This window comes from Sulfitobacter sp. UBA1132 (assembly GCF_002311545.1).
Lineage (GTDB): Bacteria > Pseudomonadota > Alphaproteobacteria > Rhodobacterales > Rhodobacteraceae > Sulfitobacter > Sulfitobacter pontiacus.
This window is the reverse complement of the sequence record NZ_DCAN01000018.1, coordinates 86,335-109,310: the sequence shown is the minus strand read 5'-3', so window position 1 is coordinate 109,310 and position 22,976 is coordinate 86,335. Positions and strand designations below refer to the sequence as shown.

30 protein-coding genes are annotated in these 22,976 nt (G+C 60.3%); 13 read left to right on the top strand and 17 right to left on the bottom strand.

Annotated elements, in window-relative coordinates:
* Positions 1-51 precede the first annotated feature (51 nt).
* The 14 genes from B4F27_RS13640 to B4F27_RS13575 form a co-directional block, all read right to left on the bottom strand.
* Positions 52-324 carry a hypothetical protein gene (locus tag B4F27_RS13640; RefSeq protein WP_132998288.1) on the bottom strand — a complete coding sequence of 91 codons (273 nt, stop codon included), beginning with the start codon at positions 322-324 and terminating at the stop codon, positions 52-54.
* Positions 325-368: 44 nt separating this feature from the next.
* The gene (locus tag B4F27_RS13635; RefSeq protein WP_037941737.1) at positions 369-650 is read right to left on the bottom strand and encodes a hypothetical protein; all 282 of its coding nucleotides are present in this window, start codon (positions 648-650) and stop codon (positions 369-371) included.
* A gap of 82 nt (positions 651-732) precedes the next feature.
* On the bottom strand, positions 733-1,245 hold the full coding sequence (locus B4F27_RS13630) for a TlpA family protein disulfide reductase (RefSeq protein WP_037941738.1): 513 nt from the start codon (positions 1,243-1,245) through the stop codon (positions 733-735).
* A complete protein-coding gene (locus B4F27_RS13625; RefSeq protein ID WP_037941739.1) occupies positions 1,242-1,838 on the bottom strand; it encodes a DsbE family thiol:disulfide interchange protein in 597 nt (198 codons plus the stop codon). The genes B4F27_RS13630 and B4F27_RS13625 overlap by 4 nt, the downstream gene beginning before the upstream one ends.
* Complete coding sequence (locus B4F27_RS13620; RefSeq protein ID WP_240558221.1) at positions 1,835-2,212, bottom strand: c-type cytochrome; 378 nt, start codon at positions 2,210-2,212, stop codon at positions 1,835-1,837. Before B4F27_RS13620 ends, B4F27_RS13625 begins: the two co-directional genes overlap by 4 nt.
* 202 nt (positions 2,213-2,414) lie before the next feature.
* Positions 2,415-2,549 (bottom strand): hypothetical protein, encoded by a 135-nt coding sequence (locus B4F27_RS13615; protein ID WP_268874242.1) that lies wholly within the window; start codon positions 2,547-2,549, stop codon positions 2,415-2,417.
* Positions 2,550-2,615: 66 nt separating this feature from the next.
* Positions 2,616-3,089, bottom strand: coding sequence for a DUF411 domain-containing protein (locus B4F27_RS13610; protein WP_235602561.1), 474 nt, complete (start codon positions 3,087-3,089; stop codon positions 2,616-2,618).
* 19 nt (positions 3,090-3,108) lie between these two features.
* Positions 3,109-4,548, bottom strand: a complete 1,440-nt coding sequence (locus tag B4F27_RS13605) for a multicopper oxidase family protein (protein ID WP_081858738.1) — start codon at positions 4,546-4,548, stop codon at positions 3,109-3,111.
* A gap of 90 nt (positions 4,549-4,638) precedes the next feature.
* Entirely contained in the window at positions 4,639-4,992 is a 354-nt protein-coding gene (locus tag B4F27_RS13600) for a hypothetical protein (protein ID WP_037941746.1), read from the bottom strand.
* Between the two features lie 221 nt (positions 4,993-5,213).
* On the bottom strand, positions 5,214-5,576 hold the full coding sequence (locus B4F27_RS13595) for an STAS/SEC14 domain-containing protein (RefSeq protein WP_037941747.1): 363 nt from the start codon (positions 5,574-5,576) through the stop codon (positions 5,214-5,216).
* On the bottom strand, positions 5,548-6,513 hold the full coding sequence (locus B4F27_RS13590; RefSeq protein WP_037941750.1) for a cation diffusion facilitator family transporter: 966 nt from the start codon (positions 6,511-6,513) through the stop codon (positions 5,548-5,550). The genes B4F27_RS13595 and B4F27_RS13590 overlap by 29 nt, the downstream gene beginning before the upstream one ends.
* A complete protein-coding gene (locus B4F27_RS13585) occupies positions 6,503-7,258 on the bottom strand; it encodes a transglutaminase-like domain-containing protein (protein WP_037941861.1) in 756 nt (251 codons plus the stop codon). Before B4F27_RS13585 ends, B4F27_RS13590 begins: the two co-directional genes overlap by 11 nt.
* A gap of 95 nt (positions 7,259-7,353) precedes the next feature.
* Positions 7,354-7,932 (bottom strand): cation transporter, encoded by a 579-nt coding sequence (locus B4F27_RS13580; RefSeq protein ID WP_037941752.1) that lies wholly within the window; start codon positions 7,930-7,932, stop codon positions 7,354-7,356.
* 103 nt (positions 7,933-8,035) lie between these two features.
* Entirely contained in the window at positions 8,036-8,464 is a 429-nt protein-coding gene (locus B4F27_RS13575) for a MerR family transcriptional regulator (RefSeq protein ID WP_037941862.1), read from the bottom strand.
* Between the two features lie 207 nt (positions 8,465-8,671).
* Between B4F27_RS13575 and B4F27_RS13570 the strand changes: the two genes are divergently transcribed.
* The 13 genes from B4F27_RS13570 to B4F27_RS13510 are packed head-to-tail and all read left to right on the top strand — an operon-like array spanning position 8,672 to position 19,239.
* Entirely contained in the window at positions 8,672-9,238 is a 567-nt protein-coding gene (locus B4F27_RS13570; RefSeq protein ID WP_037941863.1) for an SCO family protein, read from the top strand.
* Between the two features lie 5 nt (positions 9,239-9,243).
* Positions 9,244-9,666: a disulfide bond formation protein B gene (locus tag B4F27_RS13565; RefSeq protein WP_037941754.1), complete on the top strand. Its 423-nt coding sequence runs from the start codon at positions 9,244-9,246 to the stop codon at positions 9,664-9,666.
* Positions 9,663-10,322, top strand: coding sequence for a DsbA family protein (locus B4F27_RS13560; RefSeq protein WP_037941756.1), 660 nt, complete (start codon positions 9,663-9,665; stop codon positions 10,320-10,322). Before B4F27_RS13565 ends, B4F27_RS13560 begins: the two co-directional genes overlap by 4 nt.
* Before the next feature lie 23 nt (positions 10,323-10,345).
* Positions 10,346-10,813 carry a copper chaperone PCu(A)C gene (locus B4F27_RS13555; protein WP_037941757.1) on the top strand — a complete coding sequence of 156 codons (468 nt, stop codon included), beginning with the start codon at positions 10,346-10,348 and terminating at the stop codon, positions 10,811-10,813.
* Positions 10,813-11,430, top strand: coding sequence for an SCO family protein (locus B4F27_RS13550; RefSeq protein ID WP_037941758.1), 618 nt, complete (start codon positions 10,813-10,815; stop codon positions 11,428-11,430). The genes B4F27_RS13555 and B4F27_RS13550 overlap by 1 nt, the downstream gene beginning before the upstream one ends.
* Positions 11,427-12,800 (top strand): M23 family metallopeptidase, encoded by a 1,374-nt coding sequence (locus B4F27_RS13545; protein ID WP_037941759.1) that lies wholly within the window; start codon positions 11,427-11,429, stop codon positions 12,798-12,800. Before B4F27_RS13550 ends, B4F27_RS13545 begins: the two co-directional genes overlap by 4 nt.
* 3 nt (positions 12,801-12,803) lie before the next feature.
* On the top strand, positions 12,804-13,259 hold the full coding sequence (locus B4F27_RS13540; protein ID WP_037941765.1) for a DUF411 domain-containing protein: 456 nt from the start codon (positions 12,804-12,806) through the stop codon (positions 13,257-13,259).
* A 12-nt stretch (positions 13,260-13,271) separates the two neighbouring features.
* The gene (locus B4F27_RS13535) at positions 13,272-14,054 is read left to right on the top strand and encodes a ZIP family metal transporter (RefSeq protein ID WP_037941766.1); all 783 of its coding nucleotides are present in this window, start codon (positions 13,272-13,274) and stop codon (positions 14,052-14,054) included.
* 28 nt (positions 14,055-14,082) lie between these two features.
* Entirely contained in the window at positions 14,083-14,541 is a 459-nt protein-coding gene (gene lspA / locus B4F27_RS13530) for a signal peptidase II (protein ID WP_037941767.1), read from the top strand.
* Positions 14,508-16,121, top strand: a complete 1,614-nt coding sequence (gene lnt / locus B4F27_RS13525) for an apolipoprotein N-acyltransferase (protein WP_037941768.1) — start codon at positions 14,508-14,510, stop codon at positions 16,119-16,121. Before lspA ends, lnt begins: the two co-directional genes overlap by 34 nt.
* On the top strand, positions 16,112-16,279 hold the full coding sequence (locus tag B4F27_RS13520) for a hypothetical protein (protein ID WP_037941770.1): 168 nt from the start codon (positions 16,112-16,114) through the stop codon (positions 16,277-16,279). Before lnt ends, B4F27_RS13520 begins: the two co-directional genes overlap by 10 nt.
* 24 nt (positions 16,280-16,303) lie before the next feature.
* Positions 16,304-18,241: a penicillin acylase family protein gene (locus tag B4F27_RS13515; RefSeq protein ID WP_037941771.1), complete on the top strand. Its 1,938-nt coding sequence runs from the start codon at positions 16,304-16,306 to the stop codon at positions 18,239-18,241.
* Entirely contained in the window at positions 18,238-19,239 is a 1,002-nt protein-coding gene (locus B4F27_RS13510; RefSeq protein ID WP_037941772.1) for a cytochrome c oxidase assembly protein, read from the top strand. The genes B4F27_RS13515 and B4F27_RS13510 overlap by 4 nt, the downstream gene beginning before the upstream one ends.
* Before the next feature lie 219 nt (positions 19,240-19,458).
* On the opposite strand, the gene B4F27_RS13505 is transcribed toward B4F27_RS13510, so the two are convergent.
* From B4F27_RS13505 to B4F27_RS13495, 3 genes are all read right to left on the bottom strand, one after another.
* Positions 19,459-19,971, bottom strand: coding sequence for a L,D-transpeptidase family protein (locus B4F27_RS13505; protein WP_035367119.1), 513 nt, complete (start codon positions 19,969-19,971; stop codon positions 19,459-19,461).
* Between the two features lie 181 nt (positions 19,972-20,152).
* Positions 20,153-20,440: a zf-TFIIB domain-containing protein gene (locus B4F27_RS13500; RefSeq protein WP_037941812.1), complete on the bottom strand. Its 288-nt coding sequence runs from the start codon at positions 20,438-20,440 to the stop codon at positions 20,153-20,155.
* 34 nt (positions 20,441-20,474) lie between these two features.
* Positions 20,475-22,829 carry a heavy metal translocating P-type ATPase gene (locus B4F27_RS13495; RefSeq protein ID WP_037941813.1) on the bottom strand — a complete coding sequence of 785 codons (2,355 nt, stop codon included), beginning with the start codon at positions 22,827-22,829 and terminating at the stop codon, positions 20,475-20,477.
* Positions 22,830-22,976: the final 147 nt, after the last annotated feature.

The following is a 22,976-nucleotide window of genomic DNA, read 5'->3' as shown; positions in this document are numbered from 1 at the left end:
CTTCAAAACTTTTGCCTGCCGATCCGTAGACCGACAGGCACTTTCGGCAATTTAGCCGTCAGAATTTGGCGAAGGCATCATGCCGCCGTCCATATTCTCGGTCATGGACGCCATCATCTCGGTGCAGGCTTCCATCATGGGTTTCATTTCGGTCATCATCTTCATCATGTCCATCATGTCGCCGTCCATCATGCCGCCTTGCATGGCCCCCTCATTCTGCATCATTTCGCCCGTTTCCGACGTGGTCTGTTCTTGGGCGCTGACGGCAAATGCACTTGCGGTAAGGGCTGTTGCGACGACGAAGGTTTTAAATGCTTTTCTCATGGTTTTCTCCTTGGGTTGGTTGGTCGTGTGGTTATTGAAAGAGCTCAGTCGGGAGACGCCCCCTCCGGCGATTTGGAGCAGCCCTTTCCAGACCCGCCCTTCATGCACAGACCCAAGCCGCACATCGCGGCACAGGGGGCCAGCGAGACCAGAACAGGCGCGAGCCCGATCGCGGTGAGCCATCCCCAGTTCAAGGCCATGCCGCCCCCCATCACAGTTGCCGCACCGACGAACAGCAATCGTCTGCGCGTCAACCACCGGGGCCAATTTCCTGCGCTTTCGATGTTGGCGGCACCCGCAATGTTGGAAGGTGATATTTCGGTCATCCGGAAAGTCCTTTCGATGATTAAAAGCTAGTCATTCCAGTAACTGGAAGGTCAAGGGTGAGCAGTGGACTTTTGCTGGAATTCATTCAATAAAGCTTCGCAAAAAGGACACCATCTCGGGATCATCCCATTCGGCCGGGCCGACCAGTCGCCCGAGCTCCCGCCCCTGCGCGTCGATCAGGATCGTCGTCGGCAGGCCAACGGTGCGCAGCGCGGTCATCGAAAGCATGGTCTGGTCGACATACATATTGAGATTGGTGACACCGATCTCGTCGTAGAAACGCCGAACGATTTGTGATCCGGCCCGGTCGATGGAAAGGGCAACCACTTCGAAGTCGTCGCCGCCAAGTTCCGCCTGAAGCGCATCGAGCGTCGGCATCTCTTCGCGGCAGGGGACGCACCAGGTTGCCCAGACATTCACGAGGATCACCTTGCCGCGAAAATCTTCCATGTCTCCGCGGCTGCCGTCATCTTTATCGTAGCGCACATTGGCGACAGGCTGCGGGGTGTCGTGAAGTGCAAACCCTTGCGGTGTCGCGAAAGCCGCGCCGACGGACAGTGCCCAGGCGATCAGCGCCGGTTTCAGATTTTTCATGGCGTTTTCTCCTTGGCGGATTGGGTTTTGTGGTCACGGACGATCGGCAGCAGCGTTTCCTGCAGGATTGCTCGTGTGATCGGACCAACATGGCGGTAGGCTATGGTGCCGTCAGGCGCGATGACGTAGGTTTCGGGCACGCCATAGACGCCCCATTCGATACCGGCGCGTCCGTTGATGTCGGCCCCGATGCGCGCGTAGGGATCACCCAACTCGTCGAGCCAGGCGCGCGCCTGATCGGGCGGGTCCTTGTAGTTGATTCCGTAGAGCGGCACCTCACCGGTTGCGCTCAACTCCATGAACAGCGGATGTTCGGCACGGCAGGGCACACACCACGAGGCAAAGACGTTCACCAGCGAGACATGGCCGATCAGGTCCTGCGTCGAAAGACCTTCTTCGCGGCCGAGCACCGGGGGCAGCGCGAAGTCGGGCACGGGTTTACCGAGAAGTGCCGACGGCAAGTCGTCGCCACCCCAAAAAAGCCCCCAACTGAACAGGACCATGAGGGCAAAAGCTATCAGCGGCACCAGCACGAACCCGGAGATTCTGCGTCGCGACACAGGGTCGGCATTTCTCTCGACCTCTTCCGTCATGGCTGCGCCTGCTCATCGGCAAGGGATCGGCTTTCCTGCGACGCGCGGATCCGGTTGGGCCATGTGCTCTTGATGTAGTCGATGATCGCCGTGATCTCATCGTCTGTCAGCACATCCTCATATCCGGGCATGTCGCTTTCGTACCCGTTCCCGACAATCGCCGCCGGTCCGCGTTTCACGATGTCGAACAATACGCGGTCGGGGTGATGCCAGGTATGGCCGGAGGCGTCGTGCGGTGGGGCAGGCAACCTTCCGTTCGGCAATCTGGAGCGCCAATCTAGCTGCCCCTCTAGGTTCGCCCCATGGCAACTGGCGCAATTCTCTTGATAGAGGCGCTCACCCATGCGCACGTCGCTCTGCGCCGCAACCGGCAAAACCGTTGTGGCGAGCAGGACAGCCGAGAGCCTAATCGTGTTTTTCACTAAGTTTCCGCCTTCTTGTTACGAGCCACCTACAGAGGACGATGAGTGCCGCGAGCGACGACAGGACAAGCAGGACGCAAAGCGCCCAGACCAACCCCATCGACAACAGGCTGTCGCCGCTGCTGGCACCCTCAATCCGCATTCTGGCACATTTCTATTTTCCGCTGTCCGAACGGATGTATTTGACCAAGGCGATCGCCGCGAGCACCAGCACACCCACGATCAGCAACCAGACGACGCCCATCGCAATCATCATGCCGCCGCCCATCATTCCACCGTCCATCATCATGCATTCCATCCTTTGTTTTCCCTTGAAACCGGTCTGGCACGGATTCGCACCAGACCGCGCGATTGATCATTCGACCGAATATACGGTCGGGCTCAGACCTTCCTCGACGGTGTAAATCTTGAAGGGCTCCTGTTTCGCGCCGCCCATACCCGGCGACCCCAATGGCATGCCGGGAAGAGTCACACCGGCAATTTCCGGGCGCTCTTCCAGCAGCCTGTTGACGACATCAATCGGCACGTGGCCGCTGATGACGTAATCGTCCAAAAAGCCTGTATGGCAGCCTTGGAAGTCATCCGGGATGCCCGCATCGCGGCTGATCTGCGCCAGATCGTGGGTCGGCTTCACCTCCACCGTGAAACCGTTCTCGCGCAGATAGTCCGCGTAACTCTCGCAACATCCGCATTGTGGGTTCTTGTAGAGCGTGACCTCCTGCGCCGCGGCAGGCGCGGCATTCAGGCTCATCGCAAGGACGGCGACGGCACCTGCCGTGCCGAGGCTGGCAAATCCAAGTATCTTCTTTATCGGTTCATTCATTTTCATGGTCCTAAGTGTGTGAGTTTCAGGTTTTGGTCGTGCCAGGTTCGACACGGATGACGCCCATCATGCCCGCCGCCTGGTGTTCCAGAATGTGGCAATGGAACATCCAGTCACCGGGATTGTCCGCGGCGAACGCGATCTCGACCCGTTCTTCGGGTGCCATCAGGACGGTGTCCTGCCATTCGCGATACCGAGTCGGTTGTCCGTTGCGGGCGATCACACGGAACGAATGCCCGTGAAAATGGATCGGATGGTGCCAGGCGGTGCGATTATCCATCTCGAACACGTGCGACGTGCCCTGCGGCAGGACCAGCAAGGGGTCCATCATATGACCCGTCGCGGCTTCTCCGTTGATGAACCACATGTTGCCCTCGCGCATCTGGTCCATCATCGACCCCATACCGCTGCCCATCATCATCTGCCCCATCATTCCGCCGTTGAAGACGATCTGGTGCCGCGCGGCCGACGCCATGTCCGGTTCGACCAGCGGGTTGGGCGGCAGGTCCATCGACCAGTCCGGTACCGCGTCCCGCAACCTGTCCGGTCCGTAGGCAAGATCGACCAGCCGGTATTCGAGCCCCTCGTAGAAGGTATCGATGACGGTCACGGCGTCTCCAGGCTTGCCGGTCATGTCGATCACCAGATCGACACGCATGGCCGGGCCGATCACAACGATGTTGCTATCAGGGACATGAGGCGTCACGGGCTGACCGTCCAAAGCGACTACGACAGGCTCAAGAGCCCCGAAATCCAGCCCAAAAATCCGCGCGTTCGCTGTGTTGATCAATCGCAGCCGGATACGTTCGCCGGACCGCACCGCAATGCGCTCCGGCATCTGACCGTTGATCGTCACGGAATTCCCGATACGACCGCCATGCATGGCGTCGTGGCGGCTGCCGAAGTCACCCGCAATCTGTCCGTCGCGGGTCATGCGCCAGTCGTCCAGCATCCAGGTCAGGTCCCGATCCACGCGGATCGGGTCCGCTTCCTCGACAATCAGCGGCCCGTAAAGGCCGCGTCCGACCTGTTCGGAACTGCGCTGGTGCGGATGGTACCAGAACGTGCCCGCATCCAGCGCATCGAATTCGTAAAGGAATTCGCCCGCGACGGGGATCGGGTCCTGCGTGAGGAACGGCACCCCGTCCATCGCATTGGGCGTGCGGATGCCATGCCAGTGGATTGTGGTCCCTTCATCCAACCCATTCTGAGCCAGAACCCGGATACGGTCGCCTTGCCGGACCCTGATTTCAGGACCGGGGACGGATCCGCTATAGCTCCAGACATTAGTCGGGCCGTATGGCAACGGTCGCAGGGCGGCCTGTCCGGATGCCGCGCGTAGGACGAATGGGTCCCCAGTTGGATCGGCCATCGCCATTCGTGCAGGTGACAGAGCGGATAGGGCTGTTAATGCGGCACCTGTGCGAAGCACGTGCCTTCGTGAAATCGGTCTGTGGAGGATCATCGCATTTGCCTTGATCTGAAAGGGCCGCACTCAGCCAGCTTCGGCCAAGGCAACAATCAGGCCTCGCAGCAGGCGAGGCCGGTATCAGGTTCAAACAGGCAGTTTGGGAGGGAACGGATCAAGCGACGGATTTGCGCCGACTGGGATCAAAGGTTCGGCACCCCGGATGGCAGTACCAAAGGGCATCGCGAGCCGCTCTGACGGCATCTTGGCAAGGAGGTCAGAAGTACCGCTGGAGCCGCAAGGAACAGGACACCCACCTTCACAGGCAGTACCGTCAGCAAATCCAGCGGGATCGCAACCATTGCAGAGGCCATCGGCGCTTTCGGCAGTTTCCATCTGCGCCATCGCCGTGTCCGACATACTTGCCGACGACGCATCCGGCGCAGTCACGGCGCCGAAAGTCAGCATGAGAATCAAAACAAGGCGAAAAACGCGGATCATGTGGCGCTTATGCCACCTTCCAGTAAGGGGAGGTCAAGCGATATTCTGTAACTTAGACGTGATGCCCCTGTAGCCTCACGATCTTGAGGCGGATCTCATTTCACTCGAATCGCACATTGGCACACAGTACCCGGTTAAAGTCGCTACGTAGTAGGTCCGGATCCGCCAGAAGCATTATTCCATATCCAATTCAGTTAGTCCTTTTCTTGCAGAATCGTTGGCTACCCGTCACGCGCCCACGCAAGTGCGGACTCGGTATCGCTGGATTCGAACCACTGCATCTCGGAGCCCGTCAGTAGGTTGACCACCCGTGCGCCCCATTCCATCCATCTACGTTCTCCGAAAACCGCTATGCGACGGAAATCGTTCACGTGGGCGGTGTCGATCTTCAGATCTTCCAAGATCGCCGAAGGCTCTTCGTAGCCCTCGAAACTTGTAAGGTCGAGAACCAGACCCGGATTATCGGTTGTTCCAAGACGTTCATGAAGCAGCGCGTGCATTTTCTTGAAGTCTGCCTCTGTCAACTTGCCTTCGCAGACGAGCCCGATGACATCATCATGCTCGGTCAGCGTTTCCTTGAACATTGGTCTTCTCCTTTTCACTTGCGTTGCCGTGACCGTAGAGATCGGCGTTCTGATGAGCGCGATCCTCGTGCTCAAATTCGAGACTGGAATGGCTGATGCCGAACTCTTCCTTCAGCCGCTTCTTGATCGCGCTCTTGATCTCTTCGATCTTCGACCACCCCTCGGCTGCCACGACGACATGACAATCGAGCGCAGCCTCGTGCTCTTGCATTTGCCAGAGATGGACGTGGTGGACGTCGGCGACGCCTTCGACTTTTCGCACCGCTTCGACGACGGCCTCGTTGTCGATGTCCGGCGGGCTCCCGAGCATCAGGGTTCGGATTGGGCCGCCTATTTCAGTGAAAGACAGATACAGGATGTAGAGCGCGATGCCGATGGTGATGGCAGGATCAACCCAACGCATGTCGTAAAGGATGATCAGTGATCCACCGACGATAACCGCGACCGAAGCAAGCGCGTCCGACAGGTTATGCAGAAAAAGCGCGCGGATGTTCACGCTGCCCTTCTGCATCGAATAGGTCAGCATTGCGGTCAGCGTGTCGACCACAAGCGCAATTCCACCGAGAATGACGACGGTCCAACCCATGACTTCGGGTGGATCAATCATGCGCATGCCGCCTTCGTAGATCAGATAGAAGCCGATCACGATGAGGGTGGTGTAGTTGATTAGGGCCGCGACGATTTCGACCCGGCCATAGCCGAAGGTCATGCGCTCATCGGCTGGGCGGCGCGCGATCTTGCGTGCGGCGAAGGCAATGACAAGCGAGGCCATATCGGAAAAGTTGTGCAGCGCATCGGCGATCAGTGCCAGACTGCCCGAGAATATGCCCCCAACGACTTGCGCAATGGTAAGTAGCCCGTTTGCCCAGATGGCGATGGCAACCCGCCGATCGCCAGAATCCGGATCGATATGCGCGTGCCCATGGTCATGCGGCATTGGCAGGCTCCTCATGCGCGTGTGTCGCGCGTCGGTCAGTCTTGAGGCGGCCGCTGCGGAAACCACGTACGCGCGCATTCATCCAGTGGCGTATGATATGACGGTAAAGGGCACCACGCAGCCATCCAAAGGATTGCTCATGGGACAAATAGAAGGCGTCCGGCGTATCAAACACGCCGAAATCTTGCAGGATGCCGGTTTTCTGAATGTAGGTATCTTCTCCGTTCCAGGCAACGGGAGGCGCGCCAAGGCAATCCGTGCCCGCGCCATAACCGCAGAGACTTTCTGTGTCCGAGAATGACGTTTGCAGGACATTGAGGAAAGCGTCATCCAAGATGAAGCCTTCAAGGTTGATCCAGGCACCTTGATATTCGATCTCTACCCATGAGTGGAGAATTTCCTGCGGAGCAAGCGGATACACCAGCTCAGGGACAACACCGCGCTGCAAGCCTTTGTGGATCTTAAACCCATGCAACCGGCAACGAATGCCGACACCACGCAGCAGCGCCATCAAGAGCGTGCCTTTGGTATTGCACTGCCCGTAGCCGTCGGAAAGCACTTCGGATGCGGGGATGTCGTCAGCTCGATTGTATCCGAACGCGATTTCATTCCGAACGAAATCATAGGCAGCTCCGATCTGATCGTATTCGGATAAGCCGCGCCAGCTGCGGTTCTCAATTAGATGCGCAAGAGGCGCGGCATCAAAATTCAGTAGTTTAGTGGGTACAAGTAGGGGGTCGGTCATCTGCAACGGGTCGCTCCTCGAATCGTCTTGGAATAAGACTAATTGCTATAGTCACTGTAGCTTCAATCCTTTCTTTCAGAAAGAATCTCCCGCATTTACTTTCCCGTATGAACTGCTTTGTGGTGTTCGCCGTGTGCGTCGCGCAGAATGTCGATACCTCCCCAGGCCGCGATCCCGGCGACAATCACGCCGACGACGAGGTCCGGCCAGTTGGTTCCTAGCCAGGCGACGAGGCCGCCAGCCACGACGATTCCGAGGTTCGCGGCGAAATCGTTGTAACTGAAGGTGTTGGCCGCGCGGATGTTGACGTCCGGATCCTTGAGCTTAGCGAGCAGCCAGACGCAGACTGCGTTGATGGCCGCAGCAATCAGGGCCATGGCGATCATGATCGTCCCGAGCGGATCTGACCCGCCGATGTAGCGGCGCCACGCATCGTAGAGGATGCCTGCAGCGAACAGGATCAGCAGCCCACCGGAAACATTCGCCGCCCCGCGTTTCCATTTGTCGGATCGGGACAAAGCGAAAAGGCTGATCGCGTAGACGAAGCTGTCGGAGAGGTTATCGAGCCCGTTGGCGATCAGGGCACTTGAGTCGCCGAAGGCGCCTGTTGCGAAAAAGGCCACGGCCAAACCGATATTGAGCGCCAGAACGATCCAAAGCGTCCGTCTCTCCATTGAATCTTGTCTAGCGGCCATTTTGTGGTTCCAGCTTGTGTTGTACGACACATTAACTTCTGCGGCTGATCTGCGTTCCAGCCGGAATGTTGGCTGAATTCCTTCAGGCCCCGATTTCCTCGTGCTCGGTCAGGCATTCCGAATGGTCCCGCAACACCTCAAGCACCTTGCAATCTCCCATCCGCCCGCCGCTGCATTCGTGAACCATGCGTTTCAGTTCCGTGCGCAGCGCCTTCAGGCGGGCCATGCGCTGCTCCACCTGTTTGAGCTGCCGGCGCGCGATCGCATCGGCTTCGTCACAGGGTCGGTTGGGATGGTCGCTGAGGTCGAGCAGCTCGCGGATCGCATCGAGCGAGAAACCGAGTTGTCGCGAATGGCGGATGAAGGATAGTCGGTCGAGCTGTGCATTGTCGTAGCGCCTCTGTCCGCCTTCGGTCCTGCCAGGTTCGGGCATGAGCCCAATCTGTTCGTAGTACCGGATGGTCTGCACCTTTGTGCCGGTCTTCTTTGACAGCGTACCGATCGTGAGCATTTTCGCCTCCATGAAAAAGATATAGTTTGTGTAGGTTTTGCCGTCGGAATAAACAAGTGCCGGATTCACAGACGCGTGAGTTCAAGCTATACCATGATTTCGTGCTTGAACCTCTAGCGGCTAGAGGATGTATCCGCACATGCAATAAGAATCACAAACAGGCGCACAGGATTGTCCCTTACATCGGCACAGAAATTTCTTTGGGTTTTGGCAGGCGTGGCAGCGCTTGCCTTCGTATGGCTTTTGCTCTGGTCTGACTATCGTGTCGACAGCGCCCGAACTGACGCCGAGCCGCTTTTTTTCGCTGAATTCGAACTGACAGATCACCGGGGTATGGTTCAAACCGAGGAGGACTTTGCGGGGCGCTGGATGCTGGTGTTTTTCGGCTTTACCAACTGCCCCGATGTCTGCCCGACGACCCTATCTGAGGTCGCGGCGGTGATGGACGGTCTGGGCGACGATGCCGCCGAGGTCCAGCCGATTTTCATAACAATCGACCCTGAACGAGACACGCCCCCAGCACTCGCCAAATACGTCCCGCTGTTCGATGCGGGCATCATTGGGCTGACGGGCACGCCGGAACAGATCGCCGCCACGTCCGAGACGTTTCCAATCTTCTTTGAGCGCGTCGAAGAGGCCGCAGCGCCGGATGGGTACACCATGGGCCACACGTCGCATCTGTTCCTCTTCGACCCCGAGGCAGGCTTCGCCGACTCGTGGCCCTACGGCACCTCCGCCAAAGAGATCCTCGCCGATCTGGAAGAGAGGATTTGACCGAAATGAACCGCATATCCGGAGAAACAGCCCTCGGGCTGGCGTGGATCATCGCGCTCGTCGCCTCGCTTGCCGTGCTTTTTATCGGCGAGGTGCTGGGGCAGACGCCCTGTGTGCTGTGCTGGTTCCAGCGCGCCTTCATGTTCCCCTTGGCCATTATCCTCGGGCTGGGCCTGTGGTGGCGGGACGGCCGTGTGGGGCGCTACGGCATCGCATTGGCGCTTGGCGGCGGCGCAGTCGCCCTGTGGCACATGGGGCTGTACGTCGGTCTTGTTCCCGAACGCATCCAGCCCTGCACGGCCACCGGCCCCTCTTGCACCGATGACAACCAACTGGTCTTCGGCGTCCCTATCCCGCTGATGGCGCTCGTCGCCTTCGCGCTGATCGGGGCGCTGTCGGCCCTTTCATTGAAGGACACACGAACATGAACCGACGCGGCCTGATCCTGTCCGTTCTCGCCCTCGGCGTCGCCGGTTTCGGCGGAGCCACCTGGTTTGCAACCCGCCCCGGCCCGGTGGCCGAAGCGGAGCCTGTTGCTCCGGAACTTGCTGAGGCGATGATCCGCCCCTACTCGCCCATCCTCGGACCTGCGGAGGCGCCCGTCACGATCGTCGAATTCTTCGATCCGGCCTGCGAGGCCTGTCGCGCCTTTCATCCCATCGTGAAGGACATCATGGCCGAGCATGGGGATGCTGTCCGCGTCGTGATCCGCTACACGCCCTTCCACGGCGCGGCATCCGAGGAAGCGATCCGCGTGCTCGAGGCGGCGCGCATGCAGGACGTTTACGTGCCGGTGCTTGAGGCCGTTCTGCGGGAACAGCCGAGATGGGCGTCGCACGGTGCCCCGGCGCCTGGCTTGATCCTTCAGATCGCCGCCACGGCCGGACTCGATGCCGAGGCCGCGCGCACGCAAATGCTGGCACCCGATGTCGTGGCGATCCTGAACCAGGATCGTGCTGACGTCGAGACCGTGGGAATTCGCCAGACGCCCACATTCTTCGTGAACGGCAAGCCGCTCGATCCATTCGGGGAGGCAGAATTGCGTCGTCTGGTGGCCGCCGAAGTCGCTGCCGCGCAAAGCTGAATACAACGGGCAGGATCAGAACGATGAAAAAGTATATTTTGACCAGCACACTGGCGGCGCTTTTGACCCTTGGAGGGCTCTCGGTGCCCGCGCTGGCCGGACCCGAGGATGTGGTCGTCGAGAACGCGTGGTCCCGCGCGTCCATCGGGATGAACCGTCCCGGGGCCGCTTACATGACGATCCGCAACACTGGCGACGAGCCAGTGACGCTGACCGGCCTTGCCACACCGCTCGCGATGATGCCCGAAATCCACGAGACGAAGACAAATGCCGAAGGTGTAAGTTCCATGAGCCCGGCGGGGGAGATCGCGATCGCCCCGGGCGAGAGCGTCGCGCTCGAACCGGGGGGCCTGCACGCAATGCTGATGCGGCTACAAGAACCGATGACGGAAGGGGACACCTTTCCGCTGACCCTGCTTTTCGACGACGGAGGCGAAGTGACGGTCGAGGTGCCGATCCTCGGAATAGCCGCGCGGGGGCCAGAGGACTGATGCGGCGACGGGCGATCTTGGGGTACGGCGCGGCTGGTGTCGGGGCGGTCGCCCTGATGCTCTTCGTCGGTTGGTGGCAGGTCGATGGACCGGAACCTGTCGGGCAGCGGCCTGTCGCCCTGACCGAGATGGATTTCCGTCTGACGGATCATGAGGGCAACGCGGTCGGGCCAGAAACCCTGATCGGTCGCCCGACGATGGCGTTCTTCGGCTTCACCTACTGTCCCGATGTCTGCCCGACCACGCTCTCGGACATTTCGGGATGGCTCGACGATCTGGGAGGCGAGGCCGACGAGATGAACGTGGTTTTCATCACGGTCGATCCCGAGCGCGACACTGTCGAAACGATGGCCGAATATGTCGGCTACTTCCATCCTGGGATACGTGGCTGGACGGGACCGGAAGAGCAGATCGCGCGCGTCGCGGACGGCTTCCGCGCCACCTACGTGCGGGTGCCGATGGAAAGCGGCGATTACACGATGAACCACACCGCGAGCGTCTTCCTATTCGCAGCCTCTGGGCGGTTCGTCACCATGATCGACTATCACGAACCCAGAGAATTCGCGGTGCCGAAAATTCGCCGCGCGCTGGCAGAAGAAATGGAGGGGGCGACATGAGGCTCAGAACTTTGGCGGCTTGTGTCGCAATTGCGGGGACGGTTTCGGGAGCGGCTATCGCCATCTCTGATTTCATGTCGAAAGAACCCGCGCCACCGGAACTTGCTCAGGCAGGTGGCTGGATGCCCCAAGGTCCTGAAGCCTTTAGAAACGTTGACATCCTCGTGACGCCGCCCGCGACGGCATGGGCAGAGGATGCACCCGACCTCGGCCCCCTACCCCTTCTGCAGGTCGCGTTTGCCGACAGGCCGGTAAGGGCGATCGAGCCACCGTTGTCGACGTGGTCGCGCGACATTGCACCTGGCGAGACGCTCGATTTCTTGCTGTCCGAAGCTGGACTTGCGGCACCTGACAGAGCCGAAGTTGCCCTCGCGCTTGGCGCGGAATACGATCTGCGACGGCTGCGGCCTGGGCACTCGGTCACTGTCGCTTCGACCGTGGACGGCAGCCCCCGCATCGTCTCACTCGCCGTCGAGGACGGAGTGCGGATCGAGGTGGTTTTCGGCGAGCAGTTGTCCACGCAGGTCGTGGCTCCGGATCCGGAGATCTTAACCCTTGCCGGCGAAGCCGTGATCGACAGCTCGATCTTCGCGGCACTCGACGAAGCCGGCATACCCGCCCGTTTTTCGGTGGACCTTGCGCAGATGCTGGGTGGGACCGTGGATTTCCGCCGCGAGATGGCCGGTGGCGAGACACTAAGGCTTCTCTGGCGCGAGGCGCGGGTCGGCGAGGACAGGATCGGACAACCCGATCTTGCCTTCGCGGCATTGGAGATCGGCGGTTCGCTCTATGAGATCGTATGGCCTGACGACGGAAGCGGTCAGGCGACGATCTACGTCGATGGCGAGGTGCTGCGCGTCTTCGCACAGCCGGTCGAGGGTGCGCGCCTCAGCTCGGTGTTCGGGCGCCGAACGCATCCGGTCTTTGGCAACGTCCGGATGCACACCGGCGTCGATTTCGCAGCGGCACGTGGGACACCGGTTCAAGCGACGGCACCGGGGCGGGTCAATTTCATCGGCTGGCGCGGCGGATATGGTCGCGTGGTTGAAATCTTGCACGGCTCCGACACCATGACGCGCTACGCGCATCTGAGCGCCGTGCCGGAAGACCTGGCACAAGGCCAACGCGTTGCGGCGGGAGATGTGATCGGCCGCGTCGGCGCGACTGGCACGGCGACAGGTCCGAACCTGCACTACGAAGTTCTCGTGGATGGGCGCCCGACTGACCCCCTCTCTGACAACCGGCTCGCCGAAGCAGCAGAGAGCGAAGCGGATGATACCGCCGCGCTCTACCGCCTGGCCGAGGCGCGCGCGCTTCTGAATGAAAACCTCGGCAGCGAGATTGCCAAAACGACAACCGAAAGGCTCTGACCCATGAAACGTATGACCCAAGCTCTTGCCATCACGCTCGCCCTGTTCCCGGCGGCACAGGCCCTCGCAGAGGCAACGGCGATCGACGTCCGCAAGACGAACGGTTGCGGCTGCTGCCTCTCGTGGATGAACCATCTCGAAGAAAACGGGTTTGCGCCGAAGGGCGAGAACATGTTCGGTGGGGCGCTGGTTCGCTTCAAGCTCGACAACGGCGTGCCGCAGCGCATGGTCTCCTGCCACACCGCGCTCATTGATGGCTACGTGATCGAAGGCCATGTCCCAGCCGCTGACATCCGCCGCCTTCGCGAGGAGCGCCCGGACGCCGTCGGCCTCGCCGTTCCGGGGATGCCCTACGGCTCGCCCGGCATGGGGCCAGAAGACGACCGCGAGGCCTATGATGTCTTCCTCATCCGCAAGGACGGGTCGACGGAAGTCTTTTCGAGCTACGCCGAAGGATAATCTGGCCCGCCCATGGAAAATCTGTCTCCGATAACGCTCGGCTTTCTCGGAAGTCTCGCCGCCGGTTCGCTCACAGCAGTCGGAGCAGCTCCCGTGCTGTTCGGGCGCATCCCGTCTCGGGCCACGCGCGATCTGTCGCTCGGCTTCGCCGCCGGTGTCATGCTGTCAGCCTCGTTCTTTTCGCTGATCATCCCGGCATTGGATGCGGCAGAGCCAATATTCGAAAACGGCGCGATGCCTGCGGCCATCGTATGCGTCTCGATCCTTCTGGGCATGGGGGCTGTCGCGCTGATGAACGAAAAGCTGCCGCACGAGCACTTCAAGACAGGACGCGAAGGACCCGAAGCGGCGTCTCTGCGGCGGGTCTGGCTGTTCATCATCGCGATCACGATCCACAACTTCCCCGAAGGCCTCGCGGTCGGGGTCGGCTTCGGATCCGGAGGTATAGAGGGCGGTCTGCCGCTTGCTGTCGGCATCGGGCTTCAGAATGCGCCCGAAGGATTGGCCGTTGCTGTATCTCTGCTGGGCGAGGGATATCCGAAGCTGCGCGCCTGGAGCATCGCGGCGCTAACGGGCATGGTCGAGCCGATTGGCGGCCTGTTCGGGGCCGGGATCATCACACTGTCGGAACCGCTGCTTCCATGGGGACTGGCCTTTGCCGCGGGAGCGATGCTCTACGTCATCAGCCACGAAATCATCCCCGAAACCCATCGCAGCGGCCATCAGAACAGGGCGACGCTCGGTCTCGCAGTCGGGCTCGTTCTGATGCTGTTCCTTGATGTCTGGTTGGGATGAGGCAATGTCACTAAACAAGGTATCTCCGATGATCGGCGTCTTCGCAGCACTTGCTGCGTTCGCGATTGATCAGATCACCAAAGCCATTGTTGTTGCGAATGCCGCCACTTTAAGCGCCGGGATTTCCGTGTTTCCGGGATTCAACCTCGTCTTTTATCGTAATGACGGCGTGACTTTCGGGATGCTGGGCGGCGCTCCGTGGTGGAGCCTCATCGCTCTCGCTCTTGCCATCTGTGTTTGGCTAGGGGTTATGCTGTTTCGCGCCGAAAATGCGGTCGAAACACTTGCCTATGGCGCGATCATTGGCGGAGCCCTGGGCAATGTCATCGATCGTGTGCGGTATCGGGCTGTAACAGACTTTCTCGATTTCTACATTGGCACAACACATTGGCCTGCCTTCAACTTGGCCGATGTATTTGTCGTCAGTGGCGTGGGGCTCTTGCTCGCCGCGGCATGGATCAGCGCGCGGCGTTCGATCAAGTCGTGAAGCCGGAAATTCTGAACCGCATCGCTCTGCGCCACCGTTTTCTTTCGCGGATGACGCTTGGTTTCGTCGCCGGGGCGCTGACCGTTCTGACTTTCCCGCCTTTCTCGCTTCTCTTGCTTGTTCCCATTGCCTATTCCGCGTTGTTTGTCGGTCTTCGCGATCTCTCCTTCGGGCGCGCTTTCCTCGTCGGCTGGGCGTTTGGTCTTGGCCAGTTCGGTTTCGGGATTTCGTGGATCGCGGAAAGTTTCTACGTCGAGGCCGAGCGGTTTGGGACGATGGCGATCCCGGCGGTCGCGGGATTGTCCGCAGGTCTCGCGATTTTCCCAGCCATTGCCGCCGCGCTTTTTGCCGAAATCGCGCGGCGCGGAGCCATGGGCAGTCTCTTGGCCTGCCTCCTGTTCGCGACCTCCTGGACCGCTGCCGAGTGGTTGCGAGGTCACGTTTTGACAGGACTTCCGTGGAACCTCGCCAGCTACGCTCTGGTCGATTACGCCGCTTTTCGCCAGCCCACCGCCTGGGTCGGAAGCTATGGGTTAAGCTTTCTCACCGTGTTCGTTGCGGTACTCCCCGGCGCGGCTGCCATGGCGTCCGGGCGGCAACGATTGACCATTTCGCTCATGGCGCTGGCCGGCATAGCGACGATGTGGGCTGTCGGCACGCTTCGCCTCCAGTCGGATGCACAACAGCCACCCGGTGTCGATTTGCGCATCGTCCAGGGCAACATTCCACAAGAGGAGAAATGGGCGCCCGAGAACCGCGAGGCGACCTTCGCGCGCTATCTTGAGCTTTCAACCCGGCGCGGCGATTTCGACGTTCTTCTCTGGCCGGAAACCGCCTTTCCGGGTTTCCTCGATGAGGATACGGAGGCGCAGGCCCGCATTGCCGCTGCGCTACCGGAAGGCAGCGTGCTGCTCACCGGGGTGCCGGACCGTGTACGGAGTGAGGATGGGATCCAATATTTCAACACGGTTCAGGCATTTGACGAGACCGGCGAGATCCTGACCGGATACGCGAAACACCATCTCGTACCCTTCGGCGAATATGTGCCATTCCGCAGCTGGTTGCCCATCGAGCGGCTCACGGCGGGTCTGGGCGATTTTACGCCCGGACCGGGCCCGAGAACGCTTGCGCTTCCGGGTGTGCCGCTGGTCGCCGTGGCGATCTGCTATGAGATCATCTTCCCAGGCCATGTGGTCGACGACCTGTTCCGGCCGGACTGGATTTTCAATGCGACCAATGATGCTTGGTTCGGAACCAGCATTGGACCGGAGCAGCACCTCGCCTCAGCACGCATGCGCGCTGTCGAGGAAGGGCTTCCCATCGTCCGGGCCGCAAACACAGGGATCTCCGCGATCATCGACGCAAACGGTGACCTCGTCGCGCGGCTCGGCAATGGAGAAACCGGTGTCATAGATGCGGCTCTGCCCTCTGCTCATCCGCCAACGCTCTATGCGCGCTTCGGCGACTGGGCGCTGCTGGCTCTCATCTTCACTACTTGGACCGTGGGACTGGCTGCAGGTCTGATTGGCACACACCGGTGCAACAAGAGAACAAGAACGGAGAAAAAGTCATGCTGTTAATCGCGGGCATTGTCGCGGGTGCGATCTGGGGTGGATATCTGGCGCGACGCCGAAAAGGAAACCGGCTGGATATCCTCCAGTATGCGGCGAGTTCGGCGATCGCCTTCGGTCTTCTCACCTATTTCATATCGGTGGTCCTCTTGCGCATCTTTTTTTAAGAAGGGTTTCGAAACAGCACCGACATGAGACGGCTTTTCAACATATTGCTGTACGGGTTTCTGGCAATCTGCATCACGGTATCGGTTGGTTCCGGGTTGGTCTATTTTCTGCTGAGCGCATCCGTTCCCGACTACGACGAGGACTTCACGGTCGCAGGCTTAGGCGGACCGGTCGACATTCTGCGAGATTCTTCGGCAGTCCCGCACATCTCCGCAACTTCCGCTGCAGATGTCTACTTCGCGATCGGCTTCGTTCACGCCCAAGACAGGCTCGGTCAACTGTTAAGGGCAAGGCGAAAAGCGGAAGCTTCGTGGCCATCCGATGAGACATTGTCCGTTGCGCCAGCGGTCTCAGACGCGCTCGCGTCCTATGCCGCGGGCGTCAATGCGTGGCTCGAGCTTGTGTCGGAAGGCGGGCGTGGCAGAGGCTCTCCGGAGCTGCTGATCGCAGACGAACGGTCGATCGCGGCCTGGACACCCGGCGATAGCCTGAGGATTGCCCGGTCTTTCCTGAATGGCCTGCGACCGGGAAGCGCACGGGAAGGAATGCCGAGTATATCAGGTGCCATTATACCGACGGATCGCCCGAGAGTGCCCGAACTACTTGCGACTGATCCGCAGCAGCGACTCAATGCGTGGGCGATGGACGGTGACCGAACCGCTACCGGGACGCCAATTCTCGCCGCCGAAATCAGCGGTTCCCTGTCGCTTCCCTCGAAATGGTATCTCGCCGATCTTCAATTTTCGACGGGGCCGGCCATAGGGGCCACAATGCCGGGCGTACCTTTCGCTATTGTTGGCCGCAACGCGCGCGTCGCCTGGGCCTTCCGGTCACTTCCCGTGCCAGACGAGGAGGCGCCAGGGGGGCCATCATCCATGCAGACGGCAGGTTTCCTGACGATGCTGGAGCTGTTTGCGCGTTCAGCCGACGCGAACGATGCCACTAGAGTTGCCGCAGACATGTTGCCGAAGGGCATGGAGGCATTGGTAATTGATCGAGAGACCGTTGACCGTTGGCCAAAAGAGGAAGCCGTACGGGCGTCGTCATTTCGCGACATTCGACTGGCGGAGCTTGAAACGCGGCAATCGATCTTCTCGACAGAAGGCGTCATGGGTGTTCAAAGGGACACCGTAAGTTCCGTGGCGCGAACCCTCCTGCCCCTGATGGCGAAAGAGCTTTGGTTCGTGCAGTCCAGAGACAGCATCGAAGGCACCGATACAGACGACCTTCGTCGTGAGCTACTGGACAGGCTTGCGTCGTGGAATGGCGAAATGGATCGATATTCGCCGGAACCTCTGCTGTTTTGGACCTGGGTCTGGGCTCTGCAGCAGCGCATTTTGAAAGACGAGTTTCCGATAGCGAAGCAACTCTGGACCCGTCCGAACCCGGACTTTCTTTATGCGGTACTCAGCGATCGTCGCGGCAGCGCGATCTGGTGCGACATCCGTCCATCGTCACCTCGAGAGACATGTGAGAAGCAGGTTCGAGTGGCCTTGGATGATGCCCTTGGCTGGCTGGTCGATCGATATGGGCGCGATCTTTCGACCTGGACCTGGGGGGAGGAGCATACATTGGACATGCAGTGGTCGCCGATCAGTTCACGTGGGTTGCTGACCGACCTGCTGTCCCTTCAAGCGCCGATCTCAGGCGATCCCTTTACGCAATTCTTGACGTCATTTGGTGTTGAAGAAGACCGTCCATTCCTTGTGAGTGCCGGAAGCAATTTTCAGACGGTCATGTCGATATCGGAAGCAGCGGGATCATACTACATCTCGCCCGCCGGACAGTCGGGACATCCGCTATCTCGATTCTACGACAATCTCTTTCCCTCGTGGATACAAGGCGAATACCTCACCATGTCGACCGATCTGTCACTGGCCCGTGGCGGCGCTTCCGGGATATCGCGGCTCACACCGGCTACCTCCGACAACCCTCGGATGAGCGAGGGCCAGAGCGAATGATCACGAACTTCTTCTTCCTTTACGACCCTTTCGGCTATGTGCTGTCACCGGTGTCGCTCATTGTTGTCGGTCTTACAGCATGGCTGTTTTTGCGTGGGCTCAAAATACACGCTCGCTGTCTCGGAAGGGTTTCTGGTTGGCGTCGAACCGCCTTCTTTGTCGGCCTCGCGGCCGTCCTCGTCGCGACGAATGGGCCGCTCGCGCCATTGGGGCACAGTCTATTTTCCGTACATCAGGTCGAGCATCTTCTTCTGCGACTGGTAGGACCGCTTCTTATCGCGGTTTCTCAGCCCTGGCTTGGCCTTCAAGCCGGGTTGAAAAGGGAATGGCGCCGACGCCTTGCCGCGATTGGGCGTGCGCGCATCCCGCGATTCTTGGCGCTTCCTGCATCTGCCACCTCCTTGTTGATTGGTGCGCTTTTCGTCTGGCAAATCCCGATGATTTACGCCCTTACACAACGTATTGCAGCGATGGAAGCGCTGGCACATCTGTCTATGGTGCTGGCTGGGCTTTGGTACTTTGCTTTGCTGTTCGATCTGCGCGATCCACCTGAAGGAGCGCGGCGCGGTGCTCGGCTGATGTCAGGGTTCGTGGTGATCGTTTCCAACATCTTTCTAGGCTCCCTGACAACGCTCAAGGATGTGCCCCTCTATGGATCAGAAATCATCGCAGCGAGCGATGGTCGACTTCGCGCCCTGGCTGACGAGACAATCGGTGGCTACGTAATCTGGGTCCCGTCATCGATGGTTCTCATCGTGGCAATCATTCTGGTGCTGAACGGCTGGAACGCGGCGGAGGAACGGCGCTGGACGTCCCGCTACGACCTGATGCGCCAATCGAATGCGGCGGCGCTCGAGTTTCCGGAAACCGCGGAGGAACTGCGTCTGAAAGTAGAGAAGCCGAACCGGGACATGGGCCGTACGCTCGCACTTGGCGCATTCTCCATGTTCATGGTTGGCATGATTACCGTCGTGACCATCGTCTATGGCCTCGGATAGATTGAATTCGACATGAGACCAGACGTATTCTTCTCCGCTAGGGCCCGCCTGTTGCGCCACTGCCATGGCTGGACACATATTGTAGTGTCCTTACGCGTACCGGGTGCTTGCGCTGCCCCACGGCGGCGAGCGTCACTTTGGCCGTGATCGCCATCGAAGCGATCAACGTGGCCCTGTACCGACGATTTGCCTGATCTGACGGAAGATCATCTCCTCCCATCAGGCGTAGATGTCGATCGGTGTTCCGTCTTTCACCATTGCATAGATGTCCTCGATCTGCCGATCTGTGACCGCGATGCAGCCAGCTGTCCAGTCGCGGACGTCCGTTGGGTCGATGCCGGGGCGTGGACCACCATGGATGAAGATGTCGCCGCCGGGGGAAAGGCCCTGCGCTTCAGCAAAGGCGATGTCGGCCTCATTCGGATAGGAGATGCCAACCGAAAGATGATACGTACTGTCGGGGTTGCGCTTATCGACTACGTAAGCGCCCTCAGGGGTCCGGCCGTCTCCCTCGAATTGCTTGTGACCCTCAGGAGCGAAACCCAGCCCGACCGGATAGGTTTGCAATACGCGATCGGCTCCGTCCAGAACAAGCAAACGCTGCCCCTTGTAAAGCCGAACACGGGTCACCTCGGGTCCGCCATAGCTGCGGAACTTGCTGGCACAGCCAGACAAAAACGCTGCCAACCCGCCCAGCAGGACGGCGCGGCGGGGAAATCGGATGGTTTTCACTGCTCGATGCCTCTTTCGTGAGGGCTGATATGGACACTACATTACCTTGCAAATGCTGCGTGATCAATGTCCGTGGGCAAGCGCGGCCTTTGCCATCGCTGGACCAACCTGCTCACCGCTGAATGCCTTGCGGGCCTACCGCAGCGCCTTGAGGGCGACCGGCAGGGAGCCACGGCAGGCCTTAATCGAACAACTCGTGAAGCCAGGATTTGCGGCGATAGCCGTGCTTGCCGTCGCCGCCGCCGTGTTTTCCGCGCCGGTAGCCGCGATCATCGTTGTAGCCGCGCGGCTCAGGCACCCGCTGAGGCGCCACATCAGGTGCCGAACGCTCGATGATCTTGTCCAGTTCGCCTCGGTCGAGCCAGACACCCCGGCAATCGGGACAAAAGTCGATCTCGATCCCCTGGCGTTCTGTCATACTCAAGGGCACCTCGCAAACCGGACACATCATCCTGCCCTTCACGCTCATGTCCCGTCTCGGCTCCTTTCCGCGTTCTCCCAGTTCAATGACCATGTGCCAGCGCCCCTTTGGCCAAGCCTTCGCCAACCTGTTCACCGCCGGACGGCGGCGCCTTGGCCTCTTGGCTGTTAAGCAGGCGCAGGGCGTTGGCCACCACCAGCAATGACACTCCTACGTCGGCTGCAATAGCGCCCCACATCGATGCCAGTCCGAACGCGGTAGCGACAACGAAAACGCCCTTGGTCGCCAAGGAAATGCCGATGTTCTGATGGATAATCGACATTGTCCGGCGCGAATGACCGATCAGCCAAGGCACCTTCCCGAGGTCGTCTGTCATCAGGGCAATATCCGCCGTCTCGATTGCCGCGTCCGAACCAACGGCACCCATTGCGATGGCGTAATGCGCGCGCGCCATGGCCGGGGCGTCGTTGACCCCGTCGCCGATCATGGCCACCATGTCATGCGTTTCGACCAGTTCTTCGATAGCTGTCACCTTGTCTTCGGGCAGAAGCTCGGCACGGACCTCGTCGATGCCGACCTCGGCTGCAACAGCGCGCGCTGTCCGCTCGTTGTCGCCCGTCAGCATGACGATGGTCTTCACGCCCTGCGCGTGGAGCTGTGCCACGATGCCCTTGGCATCGGGGCGGATACGGTCGCGCAATTCCAGGATGCCGGTGACGCCGGTGTCGTCGCCCACGGCAACAAGGGTGCTGCCAGCCCCTTCGATGCGGTCGCGCAAATCCTTCGGAATGGCGTCGCCGAAACCCTTCTCCTCGGCAAACCGGTCCGACCCCAGCCAGATCGACCGGCCGTCTGTGCGTCCTTCAAGTCCCCTGCCCGGAACGGTTCGGGTATCTTCCGCGGCGAATACCTTGATGCCGTCGGCTTCTGCCCGCGCGAGAATGGCGCGCGCCAAGGGATGCGAGGAACGTGCCTCCAGCCCAGCGGCGAGGGCCATCAGATCTTGCGCCGATGCTTTGCCCAGCGGATGCACCGCCGCCACCTCGGGCTCGCCCATGGTGATCGTGCCGGTCTTGTCCATGGCCAGTGCAGTGGTCTTACCCGGTGCCTCGATATATGCACCGCCCTTGATCAGCACTCCGGCCCGCGCTGAGGCGGTGAGTGCGGCGACGATGGAGACCGGTGTCGAGATGACCAGAGCACACGGGCAGGCGATCACCAGCAGCACGAGTGCATTGTAGAACCAATAATCCCAGGCCCCACCGAAAATGAGCGGCGGCAGCAGGGCAATTGCAATGGCGAGAGCCATGACGATAGGCGTATAGATGCGGGCGAATTTCGCCACCCACTGCTCCACCGGCGCGCGGCGGGCATGGGCGTCGCCGACCATGCGGATAATCTTGGCCAACACGGTGTCCGAGGCGGCCTTCGTGGCGCGCACCGTAAGTGTGCCTTCGCCGTTGATCGTACCGGCATAGACTTCGTCGCCCCGTTCCTTTGGGACCAGCGCACTCTCTCCGGTGATTGGCGCCTGATCGACGGCCCCTGCCCCATCGACAACCTCACCATCCAATGGGATGCGGTCTCCGCCGCGCACGACGAAACGTGCGTTGATAGCAACCGCGGAAGCCGGTACGTCCGCTTCCGAACCGTCATCATAAAGAATTCTTGCCGTCGGCGGCGCCAGGTCCAGCAGAGCTGAAACCGCATTCCTCGCACGCCCGACGCTCCAGCTTTCGAGGAAAAGCGAGAGCGAGAAGAAGAACGCGACCGTCGCCGCCTCGAAAAATTCGCCGAGGCCAATTGCACCCGCGACTGCGACGACCATGAGCAGGTTCATGTCGGGCGACAGCCGCCGTGCGGACGACCATGCCTTGGGCGCCACGAGCCAAACACCGAACAGGATCGCAACCGCGAATAACCCTGCCTCGACCAGTGGCATCGGCGCTTCGCCGTGCCCTGCGAAGAGGCCGAGTGCCCCCCCCATGCCGGTCTCGATGATGTGCCACAGAAATCCCGCGGCCCAGAAGCCGCCACTGAGCGACGTAAACAGCCGCTGGCGTGCAAGATGGGCCGCCTGGTCGACCGACGCGTTTTCGGCATCCCAAGGCTTGGCGGTCATGCCGGTGCTTGCGACCAGTTCTGCAATTTCGCCGTCCGATACACTCTTGGCGCTGTCGAGAATAGTCATCCGTCCATTGATCACGTCGAACGCAAGATGTTCGGCCCCGCCGATCTTCGGGCCGACCACCTTGTTCAGGATTGCTACCTCCTCGGCGCAATCGAGGCCGGACACCTGAAAACTGCGCCCGCCCGCTGGCGCGGGGGTCGCCGGAACGGTGTCGCCGCACGTTCTGGCGCTCCCGCAGCAGCTGCCGCCGCTTGTCTGGGCATCTTCGGCGTGATCGTGGTCGTGACGATGGGTGTCGGACGGCATGAATGGACCTCTGGATTCGGGTGCTTTACCATGAAATAGCCCCTACAGTAGCTAGAGCTTCAAGAGCAAAATACGGTGGTATTTCAGTTTGATTTATTGCTAGAGGATGCGGTGACCGGCTCCATCACGCCTTGAGGCATGAACAGC

Coding starts and splice junctions, on each gene's coding strand:
- B4F27_RS13640 (WP_132998288.1), bottom strand. CDS start 324: ATGAGAAAAGCATTTAAAACCTTCGTCGTCGCAACAGCCCTTACCGCA.
- B4F27_RS13635 (WP_037941737.1), bottom strand. CDS start 650: ATGACCGAAATATCACCTTCCAACATTGCGGGTGCCGCCAACATCGAA.
- B4F27_RS13630 (WP_037941738.1), bottom strand. CDS start 1,245: ATGAAAAATCTGAAACCGGCGCTGATCGCCTGGGCACTGTCCGTCGGC.
- B4F27_RS13625 (WP_037941739.1), bottom strand. CDS start 1,838: ATGACGGAAGAGGTCGAGAGAAATGCCGACCCTGTGTCGCGACGCAGA.
- B4F27_RS13615 (WP_268874242.1), bottom strand. CDS start 2,549: ATGATGATGGACGGTGGAATGATGGGCGGCGGCATGATGATTGCGATG.
- B4F27_RS13610 (WP_235602561.1), bottom strand. CDS start 3,089: ATGAAAATGAATGAACCGATAAAGAAGATACTTGGATTTGCCAGCCTC.
- B4F27_RS13605 (WP_081858738.1), bottom strand. CDS start 4,548: ATGATCCTCCACAGACCGATTTCACGAAGGCACGTGCTTCGCACAGGT.
- B4F27_RS13600 (WP_037941746.1), bottom strand. CDS start 4,992: ATGATCCGCGTTTTTCGCCTTGTTTTGATTCTCATGCTGACTTTCGGC.
- B4F27_RS13595 (WP_037941747.1), bottom strand. CDS start 5,576: ATGTTCAAGGAAACGCTGACCGAGCATGATGATGTCATCGGGCTCGTC.
- B4F27_RS13590 (WP_037941750.1), bottom strand. CDS start 6,513: ATGCCGCATGACCATGGGCACGCGCATATCGATCCGGATTCTGGCGAT.
- B4F27_RS13585 (WP_037941861.1), bottom strand. CDS start 7,258: ATGACCGACCCCCTACTTGTACCCACTAAACTACTGAATTTTGATGCC.
- B4F27_RS13580 (WP_037941752.1), bottom strand. CDS start 7,932: ATGGAGAGACGGACGCTTTGGATCGTTCTGGCGCTCAATATCGGTTTG.
- B4F27_RS13575 (WP_037941862.1), bottom strand. CDS start 8,464: ATGCTCACGATCGGTACGCTGTCAAAGAAGACCGGCACAAAGGTGCAG.
- B4F27_RS13565 (WP_037941754.1), top strand. CDS start 9,244: ATGAACCGCATATCCGGAGAAACAGCCCTCGGGCTGGCGTGGATCATC.
- B4F27_RS13560 (WP_037941756.1), top strand. CDS start 9,663: ATGAACCGACGCGGCCTGATCCTGTCCGTTCTCGCCCTCGGCGTCGCC.
- B4F27_RS13555 (WP_037941757.1), top strand. CDS start 10,346: ATGAAAAAGTATATTTTGACCAGCACACTGGCGGCGCTTTTGACCCTT.
- B4F27_RS13550 (WP_037941758.1), top strand. CDS start 10,813: ATGCGGCGACGGGCGATCTTGGGGTACGGCGCGGCTGGTGTCGGGGCG.
- B4F27_RS13545 (WP_037941759.1), top strand. CDS start 11,427: ATGAGGCTCAGAACTTTGGCGGCTTGTGTCGCAATTGCGGGGACGGTT.
- B4F27_RS13540 (WP_037941765.1), top strand. CDS start 12,804: ATGAAACGTATGACCCAAGCTCTTGCCATCACGCTCGCCCTGTTCCCG.
- B4F27_RS13535 (WP_037941766.1), top strand. CDS start 13,272: ATGGAAAATCTGTCTCCGATAACGCTCGGCTTTCTCGGAAGTCTCGCC.
- lspA (WP_037941767.1), top strand. CDS start 14,083: ATGATCGGCGTCTTCGCAGCACTTGCTGCGTTCGCGATTGATCAGATC.
- lnt (WP_037941768.1), top strand. CDS start 14,508: ATGGATCAGCGCGCGGCGTTCGATCAAGTCGTGAAGCCGGAAATTCTG.
- B4F27_RS13520 (WP_037941770.1), top strand. CDS start 16,112: ATGCTGTTAATCGCGGGCATTGTCGCGGGTGCGATCTGGGGTGGATAT.
- B4F27_RS13515 (WP_037941771.1), top strand. CDS start 16,304: ATGAGACGGCTTTTCAACATATTGCTGTACGGGTTTCTGGCAATCTGC.
- B4F27_RS13510 (WP_037941772.1), top strand. CDS start 18,238: ATGATCACGAACTTCTTCTTCCTTTACGACCCTTTCGGCTATGTGCTG.
- B4F27_RS13500 (WP_037941812.1), bottom strand. CDS start 20,440: ATGAGCGTGAAGGGCAGGATGATGTGTCCGGTTTGCGAGGTGCCCTTG.
- B4F27_RS13495 (WP_037941813.1), bottom strand. CDS start 22,829: ATGCCGTCCGACACCCATCGTCACGACCACGATCACGCCGAAGATGCC.